Here is an 18860-nt window from a genome sequence, read left to right as displayed (position 1 = left end):
AGGTCGGCCCGGGATGCGGTCCGCCGCGCGGCGACCGGGGACTCGACGCTTCCCACGAGACGCGGCACGCAGACACCCTGTCATGAGCGCCAGTCGAGCGGGACCTGCTTCCCCCGGTCCCAGGGGCGCTCCCAGCCCGAGTAGTGCAGCAGGCGGTCGATGACGCCTGCCGTGAAACCCCACACGAGTGCCGATTCGACCAGAAATGCCGGACCTCGGTGGCCGCTGGGGTGGACGGTGGTGGCGCGATGGGCGGGATCCGTGAGATCGGCCACGGGAACGGTGAAGACGCGTGCCGTCTCGTTCGGATCGACGACGCGGACCGGGCTCGGCTCGCGCCACCAGCCCAGCACCGGGGTCACGACGAAGCCGCTCACCGGGATGTACAGCTTGGGCAGCACACCGAAGAGCTGGACGCCGCGCGGGTCGAGGCCGGTCTCCTCCTCGGCCTCGCGGAGCGCGGCCCGCAGCGGGCCGTCGGTCTGCGGGTCGCCGTCCTCGGGGTCGAGGGCGCCGCCCGGGAACGACGGCTGTCCGGCGTGCGACCTGAGGGAGCCGGCGCGCTCCATGAGCAGCAGCTCGGGGCCCCGGTCGCCCTCGCCGAACAGGATGAGGACCGCCGACTGCCGCCCCGAGCCGTTCTCCGGGGGCAGGAAGCGGCTCAGCTGGAGCGGCTGGACGGTCTCGGCGGCGCGGACGACCGGGTCCAGCCATGACGGCAAGCCCGTCTTGTCCAGGCGCGGGGGCGCGGCGGGGTGCCCGGCCACCGCGGGGCGCCCCACCTGCGCGTCGGCGCCCATGCCCGTGCCCGCGTCCCTGTGCCTGTCCGCGTCCCTGTGCCTGTCCGCGTCCCTGTGCCTGCCCGCGTCCCTGTGCGTGTCCATGCTCGTGTCCGTGTGCGTACCGCCGTCCGTCCGACTCGCGCGCGTCATAGCCACCCCCGTCGTTCTTCCCGTGCCAACGCCCGGAGGCCGACTGATCGTTCCGCTGCGGGCGAGAGTCCCTCGTGTGGGTGGCCCGGGGCCGGGCGAGAAGGGGGTGGCGCGATCGGCACAGGGAGGGACGTCATCCGGCGGCTCCCAGGGGCGGGGCCGGGATGCCGCCCGCGTCCAGGTACGACTGCGGGGGCTTCAGGCGCTGACCGGGGAAACCGCCCTTCTCGTACTTGAGGAGCTTCCTGGCCTTCTCCGGGTCGGTCTCGCCCTCGCCGTACGCCGGGCAGAGCGGGGCGATGGGGCAGGCTCCGCAGGCAGGCTTGCGGGCGTGGCAGATACGGCGGCCGTGGAAGATCACGTGGTGCGACAGCATCGTCCACTCGCTCTTCGGGAAGAGCGCCCCGATGGCCGCCTCGATCTTGTCCGGCTCGGTCTCCTCGGTCCAGCGCCAGCGCCGGACGAGCCGCTGGAAGTGTGTGTCCACGGTGATGCCGGGCCGGCCGAAGGCGTTGCCCAGCACCACGAAGGCGGTCTTACGGCCGACGCCGGGCAGCTTGACCAGGTCTTCGAGGCGGCCGGGGACCTCGCCGCCGTGGTTCTCCACGAGGGCCTTCGACAGCCCTATCACCGACCTCGTCTTCGCCCGGAAGAACCCGCACGGCCGGAGGATCTCCTCGACCTCCTCCGGGTCGGCCGCGGCGAGGTCCTCGGGGGTGGGGTACTTCGCGAAGAGGGCCGGTGTCGTCTGGTTGACCCTCAGGTCCGTGGTCTGGGCGGACAGGACCGTGGCGACGATCAGCTGGAAGGGGTTCTCGAAGTCCAGTTCCGGGTGGGCGTACGGGTACACCTCCGCCAGCTCACGGTTGATGCGCCGGGCGCGACGGACCAGGGCGGTGGGGGACTCGGGCTTGGGGGGCTTGGGGGGTTTGGCGGCCTTGGAGGGCTTGGAGGGCTTCGGGGCGGCGGTCGCTTTCTTGGCGGGGGCAACCTTCTTGGCAGGGGTCGCCTTCTTGGCAGGGGTCGCCTTCTTGGCGGGGGTCGCCTTCTTGGCGGGGGTCGACACGCCGGGGGCGGGCTCCGCCGCCGCGGGCATGCGCTCTGCCGCCGGAGGCGTGCGCTCCGCCACCGCCGGGGGCGCCGACGCGTTCGTCTTCTTTGCCGTTTTCTTCGCTCCCGAGGGGCCCTGTTCGCCCACAGCGGAATCGCGACGTACAACCACCCGTCCAGCCCCCTTGGCCTGTGCTCTCACCGGCGATTTGGACACTCGGCCAGCCTAAAGCCCGCCACCGACATCCGCCCCGGGCCCTGAAGATCGGCCCCCAATTGGACCCCTGACGCTTACCCAGGGACATGTGTGCGGCATCCTTGTGACAGATCACACTGTTTGGACCGTCCGGCTAAACGGGGAACACGGTCCCCTGGTACTACGGGGAGCAAGATCCCCTGAGCAGGTCGACAAGGAGAGAACTCGTGGACGACGTTCTGCGGCGCGCCCCGCTCTTCGCGGCGCTCGATGACGAGCAGGCCGCGGAGCTCCGCGCCTCCATGAGTGAGGTGACCCTCGCGCGCGGTGACGCTCTCTTCCACGAGGGCGACCCCGGGGACCGCCTCTATGTGGTCACCGAAGGCAAGGTCAAGCTGCACCGGGCGTCGCCCGACGGCCGCGAGAACATGCTCGCCGTGCTCGGACCCGGTGAGCTGATCGGCGAGCTGTCGCTGTTCGACCCGGGACCGCGGACGGCCACCGCCACCGCGCTGACCGAGGTCAAGCTGCTCGGCCTCGGCCACGGCGACCTCCAGCCGTGGCTGAACGCGCGGCCCGAGGTGGCGGCCGCGCTGCTGCGCGCCGTCGCGCGGAGGCTGCGGAAGACCAACGACCAGATGTCCGACCTGGTGTTCTCGGACGTTCCCGGCCGTGTCGCCCGTGCGCTGCTGGACCTGTCCCGCAGGTTCGGCGTGCAGTCCGAGGAGGGCATCCACGTGGTGCACGACCTCACGCAGGAGGAGCTGGCGCAGCTCGTCGGAGCCTCCCGGGAGACCGTCAACAAGGCGCTCGCCGACTTCGCGCAGCGTGGCTGGCTGCGGCTGGAGGCCCGCGCGGTGATCCTGCTGGACGTGGAACGTCTGGCGAAGCGGTCGCGCTGACCTTCGCCACCCACCGATGACCGGTCGCCGTCATCGGTCGCCGGTCGCCGGCCACCGGTCACCGGTCGCCGACAGCGGTTGCGCGTACGTCACTGGGGCCCGTCCCGATCGTGGGGGCGGGCCCCGGCGGTTTTCCGTGCTCTTGCCACGCCTTGGACGACCTGCCTCGCTCCGCCCCTGGAGGCACAGTGGTCGTATGGCTGCGAGAGGGGCCCGCAGAGGGCTGGACGCGCGGGGGTACATCGAGCGGGAGGGGGCGCTGGGGCGGGTGCCGGAGGGGTTCCGGGGCGTGGTGGCCACGGCTCGGGACCGGGTGCTGGAGGTGTTCGGACCGCGGCTGCACAGTGCGTACCTGTACGGGTCGATCCCGCGCGGCACCGCTCGCCCGGGACGCAGCGACTTCGATCTGCTGGTCGTGCTGCGCGACGAGCCCACCGACGCGGACCGGGCGGAGGCCGGAGCGCTGGACGAGGCTCTGGACCGGGAGTTCCCGCAGATCGACGGGGCAGGAACGCTGCTCGTCAGCCGGGCGCGGGTGCTCAGTGATCCGGAGCGCTACGACCTCGGGTGGTTCGTGGCCTGCCTGTGCACCCCCCTGCTCGGCCAGGACCTCGCCGAGGACCTGCCCCGGTACCGTCCCGACTCCCTGCTCGCCCGCGAGACCAACGGCGACCTCGCGCGGCTGCTGCCCCGCTGGCGTGAACGCATCGCCGACGCGGCCTCCCCCGAGGACCGGCGCTCCCTCGTGCGCTCCTGCTCCCGCCGCCTGGTCCGGACCGGCTTCACCCTGGTCATGCCCCGCTGGAACGGCTGGACCAGCGACCTCCACGAGATGGCGGAGGCGTTCGGCGAGTACTACCCCGAGAAGGCCGACCGGATGAGGGCGGCGGCGGTCGCCGGGTACGACCCGGATGCCGCCCCCGAGAGCCATGAAGCCCTGCTGCGGTCCTATGTCGACGACCTCGGCCCCTGGCTGGCCGAGGAGTACACGCGCGTGCACGGCGTGAAGACGCCCCGCCCGGAAGACGGGTAGGGGTGAGGGCGGGCACCGTGGCCCTGGGAACGACTTCCTGCCCCTCGCAGCCCCGAGCCCCCTCGCGGCCTTCTCGCAGCCCTCTGAGCCCCGCAGCCCCCGTGAGCCCCGCAGCCCCCGTGAGCCTCACAGCCCCCTGAGCCCCTCTCGGACCCCAGCGCACCTCCGGTGGCATCCAGCGGCCTCCGGCGCGCGCTCGGCCCTCAGCGGGCCGCTCACGCCGCCGCAAGGCCCTCCGGGCCTCGCCCCTCAGATCAGGCCATGATCGGTCAGGTACTCCATCTGCGCCCGTACCGACAGCTCCGCGGCCGGCCACAGCGAACGGTCGACGTCGGCGTAGACGTGGGCGACGACCTCGCCAGGGGTGGAGTAGCCGTCCTCGACCGCTGTCTCGACCTGGGCCAGTCGGTTGGCGCGGTGGGCGAGGTAGTACTCGACGACACCCTGGGCGTCGTCGAGGACGGGGCCGTGGCCGGGGAGGACGGTGTGGACACCGTCGTCCACCGTGAGGGACCTGAGGCGCCGCAGGGAGTCGAGGTAGTCGCCGAGGCGGCCGTCGGGGTGGGCCACGACCGTCGTACCGCGGCCGAGGACGGTGTCGCCCGTGAGGACGGCCCGGTCGGCGGGGAGGTGGAAGCAGAGCGAGTCGGCGGTGTGGCCGGGCGTGGGGACGACGCGGAGTTCCAGGCCGCCGACGCTCACGACGTCGCCCGCGCCGAGCCCCTCGTCACCGAGCCGCAGGGCGGGGTCGAGGGCCCGTACGTTCGTCCGGGTCAGCTCGGCGAAGCGTGCGGCGCCCTCGGCGTGGTCGGGGTGGCCGTGCGTGAGCAGGGTCAGCGCGACGCGTTTGCCGGCCCGCTCCGCCGTGTCGATGACGTTGCGCAGGTGGCCGTCGTCCAGCGGGCCGGGGTCGATCACGACCGCCAGCGCGGAGTCGGGCTCGGAGACGATCCAGGTGTTGGTGCCGTCGAGGGTCATCGCGGACGCGTTCGGCGCGAGGACGTTCACCGCGCGGGTGGTGGCGGGGCCCGAGAGGACGCCGCCGCGCGGCTGTCCGGGGAGGGCTGCTGCGTCGGTCATGCGGGGCCTCCCCCGGACGGTACGCGCTTGGTGAACTCGTCATGGCCGGGCCAGGAGAGGATCACTTCGTCGTTCTCCAGGCGGGCCCGGGCGAGCACGGGGGTCAGATCGCGAGCGGGTGCCGCGGCGAGCGCCGCGGCGGCCGTGTCGTACGCGGTGAGCTGGCGCAGGGTCGCGATGGTGGGCGGCATCATCAGCAGCTCGCCCTTGTCGTAGCCCTCGGCGGCCTCACGGGGGCGGATCCACACCGTGCGGTCGGCCTCCGTGGAGGCGTTGCGGGTGCGCTGGCCCTGCGGGAGGGCCGCCACGAAGAACCAGGTGTCGTAGCGGCGGGCCTCGAACTCGGGGGTGATCCAGCGGGTCCAGGCGCCGAGCAGGTCCGAGCGCAGGACCAGGCCCCGGCGGTCCAGGAACTCCGCGAAACTGATGTCCCTGGCGGCCACGGCGGCGCGGTCCGCCTCCCAGTCGTCGCCGGTGGTGTCCCCGACCACCGTGTCGGGGGTGGGGCCGGCGAGCAGGACACCGGCCTCCTCGTACGTCTCGCGGACGGCCGCGCAGACGATCGCCTGGGCGCCGGTCTCGTCGACACCGAGCCGGTCGGCCCACCACGCGCGCGTGGGGCCGGCCCAGCGGATCCGGTGGTCGTCGTCGCGCGGGTCGACGCCGCCGCCCGGATACGCGTACGCGCCCCCGGCGAAGGCCATGGAGGCGCGTCTGCGCAGCATGTGCACGACCGGGGTGTCGGCCGTGTCCTTGAGCAGCATGACGGTGGCGGCCCGCCTGGGGGTCACCGGTGTCAGCGTGCCGGCCGCGAGTCGGCGGATGCGGTCCGGCCACTCGGGTGGGTACCACTGCCCGTTTGCCATGGGCGGAGGCTAACCCGTGACGGCCGGATGTTCGAGTGAGCCCCCGCGATCTTGTGGATGCCGAGGGGGCCCGGGGCGGTCACTCCGACGTGAGCTCCACCTGGATCTCCACCTCGACCGGCGCGTCCAGCGGCAGCACGGCCACGCCGACCGCGCTCCGCGCGTGCACGCCCTTGTCGCCGAGGACGGCGCCGAGGAGCTCGCTCGCGCCGTTCAGCACGGCGGGCTGGCCGGTGAAGTCAGCGGCCGAGGCGACGAAGCCGACGACCTTCACGACGCGGGCCACGCGGTCCAGGTCGCCCGCGACCGACTTCACGGCGGCGAGGGCGTTGAGGGCGCAGGTGCGGGCGAGGTCCTTGGCCTCCTCGGGGGTGACCTCCGCGCCGACCTTGCCGGTGACGGGCAGCTTGCCGTCCACCATGGGGAGCTGGCCGGCGGTGTACACGTACACGCCGGACCGCACGGCCGGCTGGTACGCGGCGAGCGGCGGGACCACCTCGGGCAGGGTCAGCCCGAGTTCCGCGAGCTTGGCCTCGACGGCGCTCATGCCGACTTCTCGCGCTTCAGGTAGGCGACGAGCTGCTCGGGGTTGTTCGGCCCGGGCACGACCTGGACGAGCTCCCAGCCGTCCTCGCCCCAGGTGTCCAGGATCTGCTTCGTGGCGTGGACGAGCAGCGGCACGGTCGCGTATTCCCACTTCTTGGTCATGCGGCCGACTTTAGCCCCTGGCCGGTACCGGTTCCGCCGCTGCCCCGGGGCGGTCCGGAGGGCCATGTGGGGCGGAGTTGTCCACAGCCTCCCGCGTATGCCGCGCGCGGACTGGTTAGTCTCGAATACGTGAGCAGGCTCCAGGTCGTCAGCGGCAAGGGCGGGACCGGAAAGACCACGGTCGCCGCCGCACTCGCGCTCGCCCTCGCGACCGAGGGGAAGCGCGCCCTCCTGGTCGAGGTCGAGGGCAGACAGGGCATCGCGCAGCTCTTCGAGACGGAGGCCCTTCCGTACGAGGAGCGGAAGATCGCGGTGGCTCCCGGGGGCGGGGAGGTGTTCGCCCTGGCCATCGACCCCGAACTGGCCCTCCTCGACTACCTCCAGATGTTCTACAAACTCGGCGGTGCGGGCCGCGCCCTGAAGAAGCTCGGCGCGATCGACTTCGCCACCACCATCGCGCCCGGCCTCAGGGACGTCCTGCTGACCGGCAAGGCGTGCGAGGCGGTGCGCCGCAGGGAGAAGAGCGGGCGGTACACGTACGACTACGTGGTGATGGACGCCCCGCCCACCGGCCGCATCACGCGCTTTTTGAACGTGAACGACGAGGTGGCCGGACTCGCGAAGATCGGCCCTATACACAATCAGGCCCAGGCCGTCATGCGGGTGCTGAAGTCGCCGGAGACGGCCGTGCACCTGGTGACGCTCTTGGAGGAGATGCCCGTCCAGGAGACGGCCGACGGGATCGCCGAACTGCGTGCGGCGAAGCTGCCGGTGGGGCGGATCATCGTCAACATGGTGCGGCCCGAGCTGCTGGACTTCGAGGAGCTGGAGCTGGCGCGCGAAGTGCCGCGTACGGCCGTCGCCAAGTCCCTGTCCACGGCCGGCCTCGGCGGCGCGCGGCGCGGCGGCAACGCCGAGCGTCTGGTGGAGCCGCTGCTCACCCAGGCCGAGGAGTACGCCGAGCGGCACACCCTGGAGCACGAGCAGCGGGGTGTCCTGGGCGAGCTGGGCCTGCCGCTGCACGAACTGCCTCTGCTCGCCGAGGGCATGGACCTGGCGGGACTGTACGAACTGGCCACGGAACTGCGTCAGCAAGGGATCTCATGACTTCGGACCCGGCCGCCGCCCCGCACGACTCGGCCCCCACCGACCCCGCCCACGTCTCCGACGGACACCGCGCGATCAACTCGATCCGCCCCCTGGCGGTCGACCCGCTGCTCGACGACCCCGAGACCCGCATCGTGGTGTGCTGCGGCGCCGGCGGCGTCGGCAAGACGACCACGGCGGCGGCCCTGGGGCTGCGGGCCGCTGAGCGGGGCCGGAAGGTGGTCGTGCTGACCATCGACCCGGCCCGGCGGCTCGCCCAGTCGATGGGCATCGACTCGCTGGACAACACCCCGCGCCGGGTGAAGGGCATCGAGGGCGACGGGGAACTGCACGCCATGATGCTCGACATGAAGCGCACGTTCGACGAGATCGTCGAGGCGCACGCGGATCCGGACCGGGCGTCGGCGATCCTCGGCAACCCCTTCTACCAGTCGCTCTCGGCGGGCTTCGCGGGCACGCAGGAGTACATGGCGATGGAGAAGCTGGGCCAGTTGCGGTCCCGCGACGAGTGGGACCTGATCGTCGTGGACACCCCGCCGTCGCGTTCGGCGCTGGACTTCCTGGACGCCCCGAAGCGGCTCGGCTCGTTCCTGGACGGCAAGCTGATCCGGGTGCTGCTGGCGCCCGCGAAGGTCGGCGGGCGGGCCGGGATGAAGTTCCTGAACGTCGGCATGTCGATGATGACAGGCGCCCTGGGCAAGCTGCTCGGCGGTCAACTACTCAAAGACGTACAGACGTTCGTGGCCGCGATGGACTCCATGTTCGGCGGTTTCCGTACCCGCGCGGACGCCACGTACAAGCTGCTGCAGGCGCCGGGGACGGCGTTCCTGGTGGTGGCCGCGCCGGAGCGGGACGCGCTGCGGGAGGCGGCGTACTTCGTGGAGCGGCTGGCGGCCGAGGACATGCCGTTGGCGGGTCTGGTCCTCAACCGCGTCCACGGCAGCGGCGCGGCCCAGCTCTCCGCCGAGCGCGCGCTCGCCGCCGCGGAAAATCTTGACGAGCCCCGCATTGTGGATCAGATGGACGGGAAAGCAGTTCGTAACTCTCCCGACACGTCCGGCAGTTCAGAATCTCCCGCATCCACCGGCGCCCAGGACGGCTCCCCCGCCCCGGATCGCGCCGTCGAGCGGCTCACCGCAGGTCTGCTCAGGCTGCACGCCGAGCGGATGCGGCTGCTCTCCCGCGAGCAGCGCACACGTGACCGCTTCACCGCGCTGCATCCCGAGGTGGCCGTGGCCGAGGTGGCCGCGCTGCCCGGCGATGTCCATGACCTGGCCGGCCTGCGGGACATCGGGGACCGGCTCGCGACCGTACGACCGGAGCTGCCCACCTCGGACGACTGACCGGAGCTGCCCACCTCGGACGACTCACCCGCGAACGACCTGACGACTGGCCTGCGAACGACCTGACGACTGGCCTGCGAACGACCTGACGACTGGCCTGCGAACGACCTGACGACTGGCCTGCGAACGACCGGACGACTGGCCTGCGAACGACCTGACGACTGGCCTGCGAACGACCTGACGACTGGCCTGCGAACGACCGGCGTCACGAGAGCTGAACGATGTCTCGGGGCACCCGAGAGTCGGCACACCTGCCCGACGCGCCGACACCTCAAGGGCGCCCTGGACCGACGGGACCCTCAAGGGGTCTCGTCCTCAGCTCACCGCCGCGTAGTTCTCGTACATCTCGTCATCGTCGAGCGGCAGAATGCCCGCGCCACGCTCGTACTCCGTGCGCGCGGTCTCAAGGAGCCGGCGCCACGAGGTGACAGTGGGTCGCCTGCGCAGCAGTGCGCGGCGCTCGCGCTCCGTCATTCCTCCCCACACGCCGAATTCGACGCGGTTGTCCAGCGCGTCCGCCAGGCACTCCGTCCGCACCGGGCATCCGGTGCACACCGCCTTGGCCCTGTTCTGCGCTGCTCCTTGAACGAACAGTTCATCCGGATCGGTAGTGCGGCAGGCAGCCTGCGCACTCCAGTCGGTTACCCAGCCCATACCGGCGCCGTCCTCTCCCGAATCGAGGCTCCCCCACGGCGGCAGCGGCATATTCACCGCCGCCAGTTGAGGACGTTACGGAAGGAGGGCACAGCGCAACACCCCCTTCGGGCCCAATCTTGAATGGCCCGAACGGACTATGCGTAAGCGGCAGATCACCCGCGGGAGTGACCCGAGGGCATACGTGACTATCCCGACAGATCGGGACAGTTGACATGCGCCACAACGGACACCGAATGACACACAAGGCGGATTCGGACACGACCCCGGAAAAAATCGGAAGAACGTCGGAACGATTCGGGCTCGCCGGACGTACTTGATACAAGGGCCAACGGTTGTGACAGTTGAGAGCAGCTTAGGCCAAGGCCTGTACGTGTGTCCGGCGAATGAGAACGTAGGCTGCCTCCATGCCAAACAAGCGCTCGGGCGGTGGTCTGTCCCCCACGCAGCAGGCCGCCAAGTTCCTCGGTGTCAGCGTGCTCGCGGGCGCCGTCATGGCGGGCATCGCGCTGCCCGCGGTCGGTGTCCTGGGGCTGGCCGCCAAGGGGTCGGTCGAGGGATTCGACGAACTCCCGGCCACCCTCAAGCAGCCGCCGCTGAGTCAGCGCACCACGATCCTGGACAGCAAGGGCGACCAGATCGCCAGCGTCTACTCCCGCGACCGTACGGTGGTCGACCTCAAGGACATCTCGCCGTACATGCAGAAGGCGATCGTCGCGATCGAGGACGCGCGTTTCTACCAGCACGGCGCGATCGACCTGAAGGGCGTGCTGCGCGCGCTCAACCGGAACGCCCAGGAGGGCGGCGTCGCCCAGGGCGCGTCCACGCTGACGCAGCAGTTGGTGAAGAACGTGGCGGTGGAGGAGGCCGGTGACGACCCGACGAAGGTCGCCCAGGCCACCCAGCAGACCCTCGGCCGCAAGATCCGCGAGCTGAAGTACGCGATCCAGCTCGAGGAAGAGCTCGGCAAGAAGAAGATCCTCGAGAACTACCTCAACATCACGTTCTTCGGTCAGCAGGCGTACGGCGTCGAGGCGGCCTCCCGCCGCTACTTCTCCAAGTCGGCCAAGGACCTGGACGTCGAGGAAGCCGCGCTCCTCGCCGGCATCGTGCAGTCACCGAGCCGCTACGACCCGGTGAACGACCCGCAGGAGGCCACCAAGCGGCGCAACATCGTGCTGCAGCGCATGGCCGAAGTGGGCGACATCTCGCAGTCGGAGGCCGACAAGGCCAAGAAGAAGCCGCTCGGCCTGGACGTCAGCAAGCCGAAGAACGGCTGCATCACGGCCGTGAAGGGCGCGGGCTTCTTCTGCGACTACGTCCGCGAGGTCTTCCTGAACGACCCGGTCTTCGGCAAGACGAAGGAGGACCGGGCCAAGACCTGGAACCAGGGCGGCCTCACGATCCGGACGACGCTGGACCCGAAGGCGCAGAAGTCCGTCCAGGCATCCATCAAGGACCACGTCTACCAGAAGGACGACGTGGCGACCGCCGCCACCATCGTGGAGCCCGGCACCGGCAAGATCCTCGCGATGGGCCAGTCCCGGCCGTACGGCATGGACGTCAAGCAGAACGAGACGACCATCAACCTCTCGGTGGACAAGAGCATGGGCGGCGGCGCGGGCTACCAGCCCGGTTCGACGTTCAAGCCGATCGTGGCCGCGGCGGCGCTGGAGGGCGGGATGTCCCCGGGCAAGACGTACTCCGCGCCGTACAAGATGGAGTACCCGAGCCCGATCTCGGTGTGCGGCGGCAAGAACTGGGTGAACACCTCAGGCACGACGCTCACCAACGAGAACGAGTCCGAGGTCGGCCCCTACTCGCTGCGGAAGGCGACCGCGCTCTCGGTCAACACCTACTTCGTCCAGATGATCGCGGACATCGGCATCTGCCCGGTGACGGAGATGGCCAAGAAGATGGGCGTCGACCGGGCCGACGGCGCGAAGATCGGCCAGAACCCGTCGATCGCGCTGGGCACGCAGGAGATGTCCCCGCTGACCATGGCCAACGCGTACGCGACGTTCGCCGCGCGCGGTATGTACTGCACGCCGGTCGCCATCGAGTCCATCACCCAGCGGGTCGGCGAGAAGTCGAAGTCGCTGGAGGTGCCGAAGTCGACGTGCTCCCGCGCGATGTCGGAGAACACCGCGGACACCATCAACACCCTGCTGAGGGGCGTGGTCGAGGACGGCACGGGTACCGAGGCGGGCCTCGGCGCGAGCCGCCCCAGCGCCGGTAAGACCGGTACGACGGACTTCCGTTACGCGGCCTGGTTCGTGGGCTACACGCCGAACATGGCGGGCGCTGTCTGGGTCGGCGACCCGGCCCACAAGCGGCGCATGGTCAACATCACCATCGGCGGCACCACCTGGGGCAAGGTCTTCGGTGGCAAGGTCCCGGGCCCGATCTGGCGCGACATGATGACCGGCGCGCTGGCCGGCGAGCCAGCCCCCGGCTTCACCACCGTCCCGCTCCCCGAGGACCGGCCGCGCGACCGCGACGACGACGACAACGGGGACGACAACGGGAACGGCAACGGCGGTCGCGGCGGGAACGGAAACGGCGGCGACGACGGCTTCATCGGCGGCACCGACGGCGGTACGTTCCCGACGCCCGAGTTCACGATCCCCGAGGACTGGATCCAGGGCCAGACGAACGGCGGCAACCGGGGCAACGGGAACGGCGGCAACGGCGGAGGGTTCGGCGGGTGAGGGGCCGGCGGGTTCGGCGTTCCGCGTTCGGCGTTCCGTGGTTGAGGGTTTCGGGGCGTGGGGCCGCTGGCGGTAGGGCCGACGGGCCGCTCAAGGGTCGGGCCTGACGGCCCCGGGCACATATGCGTACGGCGGTGGGGGGCTCCTTCCAGGAAGGGGCGCCCCACCGCCGTATGGCTGTGGTGGCCGAGGGCTCAGCCGCTCAGGACCTGCCTCGGGACCTGTGGGGCTCGGGATGGTGGGCACGTGGCCTGCAGAGCCGGTGCCTGCTGAGCAGGGGCCCCTGGGCCGGGGCCGGGCCGGGCTTGAGGGCCCAGCCGCTCACGCGGTCATGGTCAGCCCGCGAGCTGCTGCTTGACGATCGCGGCGACGCGGCCGCCCTCGGCGAGACCGGCCACCTTCGGGTTGACGATCTTCATGACCTGGCCCATGGCGCGCGGACCCTCCGCACCGGCCGCCTTCGCCTCCTCGACGGCCTGGACGACGATCTGCTTCAGCTCCTCGTCGGAGAGCTGCTTGGGCAGGTACTCGGCGAGGATCTCGCCCTCGGCCTTCTCCCGCTCGGCCGACTCGGCCCGACCACCCTGAGCGAAGGCGTCCGCGGCCTCGCGGCGCTTCTTCGCCTCCTTGGTGATCACCTTGAGGACCTCGTCGTCGGAGAGCTCGCGCTTCTCCTTACCCGCGACCTCCTCCTTGGTGATCGCGGCGAGCGTCAGCCGGAGCGTCGAGGAGCGGAGCTCGTCGCGCTCCTTGATCGCGGCGTTGAGGTCTTCCTGCAGCTTCGACTTGAGCGTGGTCATGCCGTCGATTGTCGCAGGTGTGATGCGGGAGGCGCGCCTTGATTTCGCCGGTGTGCGCGGAAGGGGACGGTTCGGGAGGGCGGGCCCGGAGTCGGTTGTCCACAGGCAGAGTTGGCGAGCGGCGGCGTCGCGGCACGGTTGTCCACAGGCTGCGCGATGCCGCGCCGGGGTCTGACACGATGGACGCATGCGAGCGCGTTACGGAGTACCTCTGGGGATCGCGGCGGCCGGTGCCGCCGGTGTGTTGTACGCGGCGGGTTTCGAGGCCCGTTCGTTCCGGCTGCGGCGGGTGACGGTGCCGGTGCTGCCACCGGGCATGCGGCCGCTGCGCATACTCCAGGTCTCCGACATCCACATGGTGAGCGGGCAGCGCAAGAAGCAGCGCTGGCTGCGTTCCCTGGCCGGGCTGCGCCCCGACTTCGTGATCAACACCGGGGACAACCTGTCGGACACCGAGGGCGTCCCGGAGGTGCTGGACGCGCTGGGCCCGCTGATGGAGTTCCCGGGGGCGTACGTCTTCGGGTCGAACGACTACTACGGCCCCAAGCTGCGCAACCCCGCGCGGTACCTGATGGAGAAGGCGCAGGGCCGCCACGGCCTGAACGGCAACAAGCCGGTGGTCGGTGCGATCCACAACCCGTGGGAGGACCTGCGGGACGGCTTCGACGGCGCCGGCTGGCTCAACCTCACGAACACACGGGGCACGCTGAAGATCGAGGGCATGTCGGTCGAGCTCACCGGCCTGGACGACCCGCACATCAAGCGGGACCGCTACGACCGGGTCGCCGGCGGCCCGTCCGAGTCGGCCGACCTCTCCCTCGGTGTCGTCCACGCACCGTATCTGCGGTCGCTGGACGCGTTCACCGCCGACGGCTACCCCTTGATCCTGGCCGGCCACACCCACGGCGGCCAGCTGTGCATCCCCTTCTACGGTGCGCTGGTCACCAACTGCGACCTCGACACGGACCGAGTCAAGGGCCTCTCCACGCACACGGTCGGCGACCACACGGCCTACATGCACGTCTCAGCAGGCTGCGGCACCAACCGCTACACCCCCGTCCGCTTCGCCTGCCCACCGGAGGCGTCACTGCTGACGCTGGTGGAGAGGGATCGGTAGGGGCGCGGCGCGCGGAAGGGACGGGGGCCGACGGGGCCGGTGGGCCGCGGCGAGGCGCAAGACGAGCGGGTGGACTGGACCGGGGCGTGGCGGAGAGCCGGTGAACTGAACGGAGGGTGATCGCCGCCGGTCACAACGCGAGCGGGCGCTGCCTGACCGAACTGCCTGGCCGAACTGCCTGGCCGAACGAAAGACCACTGCCAGTGGACGGATCGCCCGAACGGCCCGCCCGAATCGCCCGGTATGTCGGCGCAGCCTAGCGTGAGCGCATGACCGCACCGATACCCAGGGACATCCCAGACCTGCCCGCGATCTCGGGCATCCCCGCACCGGTGACGTCCGTCGTGCCCGCGACGGCGGTGGTGGCACCGACCCGACGGAAGCCGACAGCTGTCTTCCGCGCCGTGGTGGCACTGGCAGCGGCGGTGACTGTGATGATCGAGATGGTCGCGGGCAGCCCCTTGCGCGTCCTCAGCCATTTCTCGGTCCAGAGCACGGTGCTGGTGGCGCTGGTCTTCGCCGCGTCGTCCCGCCGCGCCTGGGCGGCCCAGCGCCCGCTGCCGCCCGTGGTGACGGGTGGCACGGTCCTGTATGCCGTGGTCGCGGCGCTGGTGTACCACCTGGTCCTGATGACGGACGCGACGGCATTCTCGATGACGGTGACATCGACGGGGGCGCCGGTGACGCCGACGAGCTGGCACGCCTTGACGAACCTCGGGTTCCACACGGTGATCCCCGCGGCAGTGGTGGCGGACTGGCTCTTCCTGACCCGCCCGGCGGCCCTGCGGCTGGGCCACACCGTGGTCTGGACGCTCTACCCGATGGCGTTCCTGGCGTTCACGCTGGGCCGGGCCGCCCTGCTGACCCCCGACTGGCCGGCGCCGTACCTCTACCCGTTCCTGGACGTCGACCGCCACGGCTACAAGAGCGTGCTCGGCAACGCCCTGCTCCTGGGCCTCGCCCTCTACGCCCTCGCCCTGGCACTGGTCGCCCTCGACCGCCTCCGCCCCGACCTCGTCCGCCCCCGCCGAGGCCGCCCGCGCAGCCATGACCGCCGCCCCGAAAACCGGATTTCGTCTCCAGCCCCCGGTGGGCTAAAGTAAACGACGTCGCCGCGACAAGCAGCGACAATCGGGGTGTAGCGCAGCTTGGCAGCGCGCTTCGTTCGGGACGAAGAGGTCGTGGGTTCAAATCCCGCCACCCCGACAGTGAAGTACCAGGTCAGAGGGCCCTTACCGACTCGGTAAGGGCCCTCTGGCGTTGCTGCGTGTCTAACTGCGTGACTATCGATTCTAGAGTGCCTGCTGAGTGACTACGGCTGCTGCCGCGCGGCTCCGAAGATGCCGTCCATGACCACGGCTCCAGTCTGGATCACGGGCCGGATCTGCTTACGGTAGACCTCCTCGGTGACGGCGGTACCTGAGTGCCCGACGAGCCGCGAGATCTCCTCCAGCGGGACGCCCCGGTCGGAGAGCAGTGACACGAAGCTGTGCCTTGTGTCCGCAGAGGGCGTGTGCGGTCGGGTGCGTGTTGCCATTGAGCAGGTCCGCTGCCGGCGCCGCGTTCGCGACGATGACAGCGGCTCGTGTTGCATTCCGGACCCGCTGATGTGACGCAGATCACCGCAAGGGTCTTGATGGCGGAAGGTGAGGCCGAGTGCGTCCGCTGTGGCAGGGTCGGGGCCATGCCTTTTGATCACAACGATCACTATCACCGTCTGCTGTTGCGCCAGGTGCCGCGGAACTGCGGTGCGGCACTGGATGTGGGGTGCGGGACCGGCCAGTTCGCGCGTCGGCTCGCTCATCTGGGCATAGAGGTCGATGCGATCGATCCGTCGGAGGAGGTCATCGCGGAGGCTCGCGCGCTGTCCGGTCGGATGACCGGTGACCGGAGTCCGCGCTTCCAGCACGCGGACGTGACTGAAGTCGAACTTCCCAAGGCGCACTACGACTTCATCTCGTGCCTCGCCAGCATTCACCACATGCCGTTCGACACCGTCGCCGCATTGCGTGACGCGCTTGCGCCCGGCGGGGTTCTCGTGATCTTGGGGTGCTATCCGGAGAAGACCCGGCTCGACTGGGCTTGGAGCCTGGCAGCTGTGCCCGTCAACGCCGTCGCCAGGCTGGCTGCCGCGGTGAGGGACAAACTCCGCTCTGTCTCTGCTGCGACTCGTCGGGAAGGGGTGAAGGCGCCGGTGAGACAGCCGGCCATGCCCCTGGCCGAGATCCGCCGGGAAGCCGCGGTGCTGCTGCCCGGATGCAACATCCGCAGGCTCCTCTTCTGGCGCTATCTGCTCGTCTTTCGCAACCACGGCTGACGGGACCACGTGGTGTTTCCCCTCTGCTCCGCCCCGCATCAACTGCAGGTCCCGATCACCGTGGTTCGCGGAGTGGGAAGGCGGCTGACTCGGTTTGTCCCTGCAGCGGCTTGACGGAGCCGAACGATCTCCTCGTGCTGTGCGGCCAGCCGGGCCAGGGCCTGGCTGCGGAAGTCGCTGAGCTCTTCGACTGTCTCTTCCGACCGGGCCAGCCGTTCCCGGAGCTTGGTGTTCTCTGCCTTCAGCCGGGTGATCTGGGCTTCGCGAGGATCGGGGATCTCGCCGGTCTCGCGCATGGCGTCCAGACGTCGCTCGAACTCGACGCGGAGGTGTGCGTAGGGGCGGGTGCCGTAGAAGGCCGTGCGGTCGACGCCCGCTTCGCGGGCGAGGGTCTTGACGTCGCACTTTCCGCCGGGTGGGATCTCGCCGCGCAGGAGACGGTCCATGGCGGCGCGGATGCGGTTCTCGTTCTCGGTCCGCTGGGTTCCAGAGATTCTCATGCGGACTCCTCGTGGGCGATGGTGCTGGCGGCGTCGAGGAGGGCGGCCTGCTCCGCTTCGTCGAGGTCGGTCGCGGCACACTCGCTCAGCCGGGTGCGCGAGTCGAGCAGGCTGCGCAGTGCCTCCTCGGGGCTCAACGAGGGCCATGTCCGCTCGACGACAGCCGTGACCTGCCGGTTGCGCTCCAGGTCGCGGCGTACGGTCCGGTCCCGGCTGCGGCGCGGAGCGATCCGTACGAGCTCGCTCAGGAGCCGGTCGACCAGCAGGGTGCGGAAGCGGTCCCTGCGCGCCCGGTACGCTCCGGCACCCTCGCGGGCGTCCTGGAGGAGGCCGAGCACCTCAGAGCGCGGGAGCCGGAGGGCCAGGCTGCCCACGGTGACGACGAAGGCCGCCTCGTCCTGGGCATGCGAGGGAGCGGATACGAGGGAGTCCAGGGCTTCCGGTCGGCACTCGCTCTCCACCCGTCGCCGCAGGACGGCCGCCATCCGTTCGTCGGACTTCACCAGCCGCGCGGCGACGGTGTCGGTGCCGCGGATCTCTCCTTCCCACAGCCGGGCCGACTGGACCGCGTTGACGTTGCGGGTGCCGAGGGTGGGCAGGACTCGGCCCACGTAGTCGAGGAAGTTCTGGTGCGGTCCGACGACCAGGATGTCCTGGGCGCGGAAGTGGTCGTTGTTGACGAGCCAGGTCACGCGGTGGAGGCCGACCGCGGACTTACCCGTTCCGGGTCCGCCCTGGATGACGAGGATGTCCGCGGGTGAGCCGGTGACCAGGGCCATCTGGTCGCGTCGGATCGTCTCGACGATGTCCCGCATCCGGCCGCTGCGTGACCTGCGCAGCTCCTGAAGCAGGAAGTCGTCGACCGGTTGGGGCTTCCTCCGCTGCCTGCGGGCGACGTCACGTGGCGACGGAGCGGGCCGGGGCGGTACGGACTGCTCCTCGCCGGTCCGGTCGTCGTCTGCCACGTCCGGTGCTGTGGGGCCGCGCGGGGCGGCTTCCGGTGCGGCGGTGCCCACGGCGGTCGTTTCCGGTACGGGCGTCTCATGCTCGGGCGCCGGCGCCTCGGCCCGTGACTCACCGGTCTGCGGTGCTCGGGCTCGCGTGATCTCGTCGCGGTAGTCCTCGACCGTGCGCTCGACGCAGCGCAGTTGCCGCCGCAGCAGCACCTCGCCGGGTGTTTCCGGCAGTGCGTTGTGCCAGCGTACGGCGATCGGGGTCGTCCAGTTGACGACCACCTGGTCCCGGTTCTCGGGGTCGAACACGGGGCGACGTCCGACGTAGAACGTCTCCGGCTCCTCGTCGCCCGGGTCCTGGACGTCGACCCGGCTGATGACCAGGGCCTCTCCCCCGAGACCGGCGTAACTCTCCGCCGTCTCTTCCGCGCCTTTGCGGGCGGCGATGCTGTCCTTGCCGCTCGCGCAGGCCGTCGCCGCCGTCTGTCCGGTCAGTTCCGCGAGCCGTGCCTCGTAGCAGTCGTAGGCGCGGTCGACGGCCTTCTGTTCCACGGCGATGGCCGCGGCTCGTGATGTCGTACTCACGTGTGT

The 18860-nt window shown here is 70.6% G+C and carries 18 protein-coding genes, 1 tRNA gene and 1 pseudogene; 9 read left to right on the top strand and 11 right to left on the bottom strand.

Translation table 11 applies throughout. From position 1 onward, the window contains the following. Positions 1 to 80: 80 nt before the first annotated feature. Together ACZ4Z2_RS19875 and nth are read right to left on the bottom strand one after the other, a co-directional pair. Entirely contained in the window at positions 81 to 884 is an 804-nt protein-coding gene (locus ACZ4Z2_RS19875; RefSeq protein ID WP_468077716.1) for an NUDIX hydrolase, read from the bottom strand. 181 nt (positions 885 to 1065) lie between these two features. Further along, a complete protein-coding gene (gene nth, locus ACZ4Z2_RS19870; RefSeq protein ID WP_468077714.1) occupies positions 1066 to 2130 on the bottom strand; it encodes an endonuclease III in 1065 nt (354 codons plus the stop codon). Positions 2131 to 2405: 275 nt separating this feature from the next. Here nth and ACZ4Z2_RS19865 point away from each other — a divergent pair, with 275 nt between their 5' ends. Together ACZ4Z2_RS19865 and ACZ4Z2_RS19860 are read left to right on the top strand one after the other, a co-directional pair. Next, positions 2406 to 3080 (top strand): Crp/Fnr family transcriptional regulator, encoded by a 675-nt coding sequence (locus ACZ4Z2_RS19865; RefSeq protein WP_005476003.1) that lies wholly within the window; start codon positions 2406 to 2408, stop codon positions 3078 to 3080. A gap of 196 nt (positions 3081 to 3276) precedes the next feature. Beyond that, positions 3277 to 4113 carry a nucleotidyltransferase domain-containing protein gene (locus ACZ4Z2_RS19860; protein ID WP_468077712.1) on the top strand — a complete coding sequence of 279 codons (837 nt, stop codon included), beginning with the start codon at positions 3277 to 3279 and terminating at the stop codon, positions 4111 to 4113. A gap of 249 nt (positions 4114 to 4362) precedes the next feature. Here ACZ4Z2_RS19860 and ACZ4Z2_RS19855 read toward each other — a convergent pair whose 3' ends face one another. The 4 genes from ACZ4Z2_RS19855 to ACZ4Z2_RS19840 form a co-directional block, all read right to left on the bottom strand. Then, positions 4363 to 5193, bottom strand: coding sequence for an MBL fold metallo-hydrolase (locus ACZ4Z2_RS19855; protein ID WP_468077710.1), 831 nt, complete (start codon positions 5191 to 5193; stop codon positions 4363 to 4365). Beyond that, a complete protein-coding gene (locus ACZ4Z2_RS19850) occupies positions 5190 to 6059 on the bottom strand; it encodes an NUDIX hydrolase (RefSeq protein WP_468077708.1) in 870 nt (289 codons plus the stop codon). Before ACZ4Z2_RS19850 ends, ACZ4Z2_RS19855 begins: the two co-directional genes overlap by 4 nt. Positions 6060 to 6138: 79 nt before the next feature. Next, on the bottom strand, positions 6139 to 6606 hold the full coding sequence (locus tag ACZ4Z2_RS19845; RefSeq protein ID WP_468077706.1) for a RidA family protein: 468 nt from the start codon (positions 6604 to 6606) through the stop codon (positions 6139 to 6141). Next, positions 6603 to 6767, bottom strand: a complete 165-nt coding sequence (locus ACZ4Z2_RS19840) for a DUF4177 domain-containing protein (RefSeq protein WP_099966959.1) — start codon at positions 6765 to 6767, stop codon at positions 6603 to 6605. The genes ACZ4Z2_RS19845 and ACZ4Z2_RS19840 overlap by 4 nt, the downstream gene beginning before the upstream one ends. A 129-nt stretch (positions 6768 to 6896) precedes the next feature. Between ACZ4Z2_RS19840 and bagA the strand changes: the two genes are divergently transcribed. Beyond that, positions 6897 to 7874: an ATPase BagA gene (gene bagA, locus ACZ4Z2_RS19835; RefSeq protein ID WP_468077703.1), complete on the top strand. Its 978-nt coding sequence runs from the start codon at positions 6897 to 6899 to the stop codon at positions 7872 to 7874. Then, positions 7871 to 9217 (top strand): ATPase BagB, encoded by a 1347-nt coding sequence (gene bagB, locus ACZ4Z2_RS19830; protein ID WP_468077701.1) that lies wholly within the window; start codon positions 7871 to 7873, stop codon positions 9215 to 9217. The genes bagA and bagB overlap by 4 nt, the downstream gene beginning before the upstream one ends. A 315-nt stretch (positions 9218 to 9532) precedes the next feature. Here the strand turns inward: bagB and wblA are convergent, their stop codons facing one another. Next, entirely contained in the window at positions 9533 to 9871 is a 339-nt protein-coding gene (gene wblA / locus ACZ4Z2_RS19825) for a transcriptional regulator WblA (RefSeq protein ID WP_033524587.1), read from the bottom strand. 407 nt (positions 9872 to 10278) lie between these two features. Between wblA and ACZ4Z2_RS19820 the strand changes: the two genes are divergently transcribed. Further along, on the top strand, positions 10279 to 12582 hold the full coding sequence (locus ACZ4Z2_RS19820; RefSeq protein ID WP_468077699.1) for a transglycosylase domain-containing protein: 2304 nt from the start codon (positions 10279 to 10281) through the stop codon (positions 12580 to 12582). A gap of 335 nt (positions 12583 to 12917) precedes the next feature. Here the strand turns inward: ACZ4Z2_RS19820 and ACZ4Z2_RS19815 are convergent, their stop codons facing one another. Further along, on the bottom strand, positions 12918 to 13382 hold the full coding sequence (locus ACZ4Z2_RS19815; protein WP_055716363.1) for a GatB/YqeY domain-containing protein: 465 nt from the start codon (positions 13380 to 13382) through the stop codon (positions 12918 to 12920). A 187-nt stretch (positions 13383 to 13569) separates the two neighbouring features. Here ACZ4Z2_RS19815 and ACZ4Z2_RS19810 point away from each other — a divergent pair, with 187 nt between their 5' ends. The 3 genes from ACZ4Z2_RS19810 (at position 13570) to ACZ4Z2_RS19800 (ending at position 15705) form a co-directional block, all read left to right on the top strand. Then, positions 13570 to 14499, top strand: a complete 930-nt coding sequence (locus ACZ4Z2_RS19810) for a metallophosphoesterase (protein ID WP_468077697.1) — start codon at positions 13570 to 13572, stop codon at positions 14497 to 14499. A 269-nt stretch (positions 14500 to 14768) separates the two neighbouring features. Further along, positions 14769 to 15602 (top strand): Pr6Pr family membrane protein, encoded by an 834-nt coding sequence (locus tag ACZ4Z2_RS19805; protein ID WP_468077695.1) that lies wholly within the window; start codon positions 14769 to 14771, stop codon positions 15600 to 15602. A 29-nt stretch (positions 15603 to 15631) separates the two neighbouring features. Further along, positions 15632 to 15705: transfer RNA gene (locus ACZ4Z2_RS19800), tRNA-Pro, on the top strand. Positions 15706 to 15811: 106 nt separating this feature from the next. Here the strand turns inward: ACZ4Z2_RS19800 and ACZ4Z2_RS19795 are convergent. Next, a pseudogene (locus tag ACZ4Z2_RS19795) lies at positions 15812 to 15997 on the bottom strand (site-specific integrase); the annotation flags it as partial. Positions 15998 to 16183: 186 nt separating this feature from the next. Between ACZ4Z2_RS19795 and ACZ4Z2_RS19790 the strand changes: the two are divergent. Continuing rightward, positions 16184 to 16816 carry a class I SAM-dependent methyltransferase gene (locus ACZ4Z2_RS19790; RefSeq protein WP_468077800.1) on the top strand — a complete coding sequence of 211 codons (633 nt, stop codon included), beginning with the start codon at positions 16184 to 16186 and terminating at the stop codon, positions 16814 to 16816. 38 nt (positions 16817 to 16854) lie between these two features. Here the strand turns inward: ACZ4Z2_RS19790 and ACZ4Z2_RS19785 are convergent, their stop codons facing one another. After that, entirely contained in the window at positions 16855 to 17316 is a 462-nt protein-coding gene (locus ACZ4Z2_RS19785) for a hypothetical protein (protein ID WP_468077693.1), read from the bottom strand. Further along, positions 17313 to 18854: a helicase domain-containing protein gene (locus ACZ4Z2_RS19780; RefSeq protein ID WP_468077692.1), complete on the bottom strand. Its 1542-nt coding sequence runs from the start codon at positions 18852 to 18854 to the stop codon at positions 17313 to 17315. The genes ACZ4Z2_RS19785 and ACZ4Z2_RS19780 overlap by 4 nt, the downstream gene beginning before the upstream one ends. Positions 18855 to 18860: the final 6 nt, after the last annotated feature.

The sequence above is a fragment of the Streptomyces sp. NPDC030183 genome, from assembly GCF_055573455.1.
This window is presented reverse-complemented; position numbering and strand designations above follow the sequence as displayed.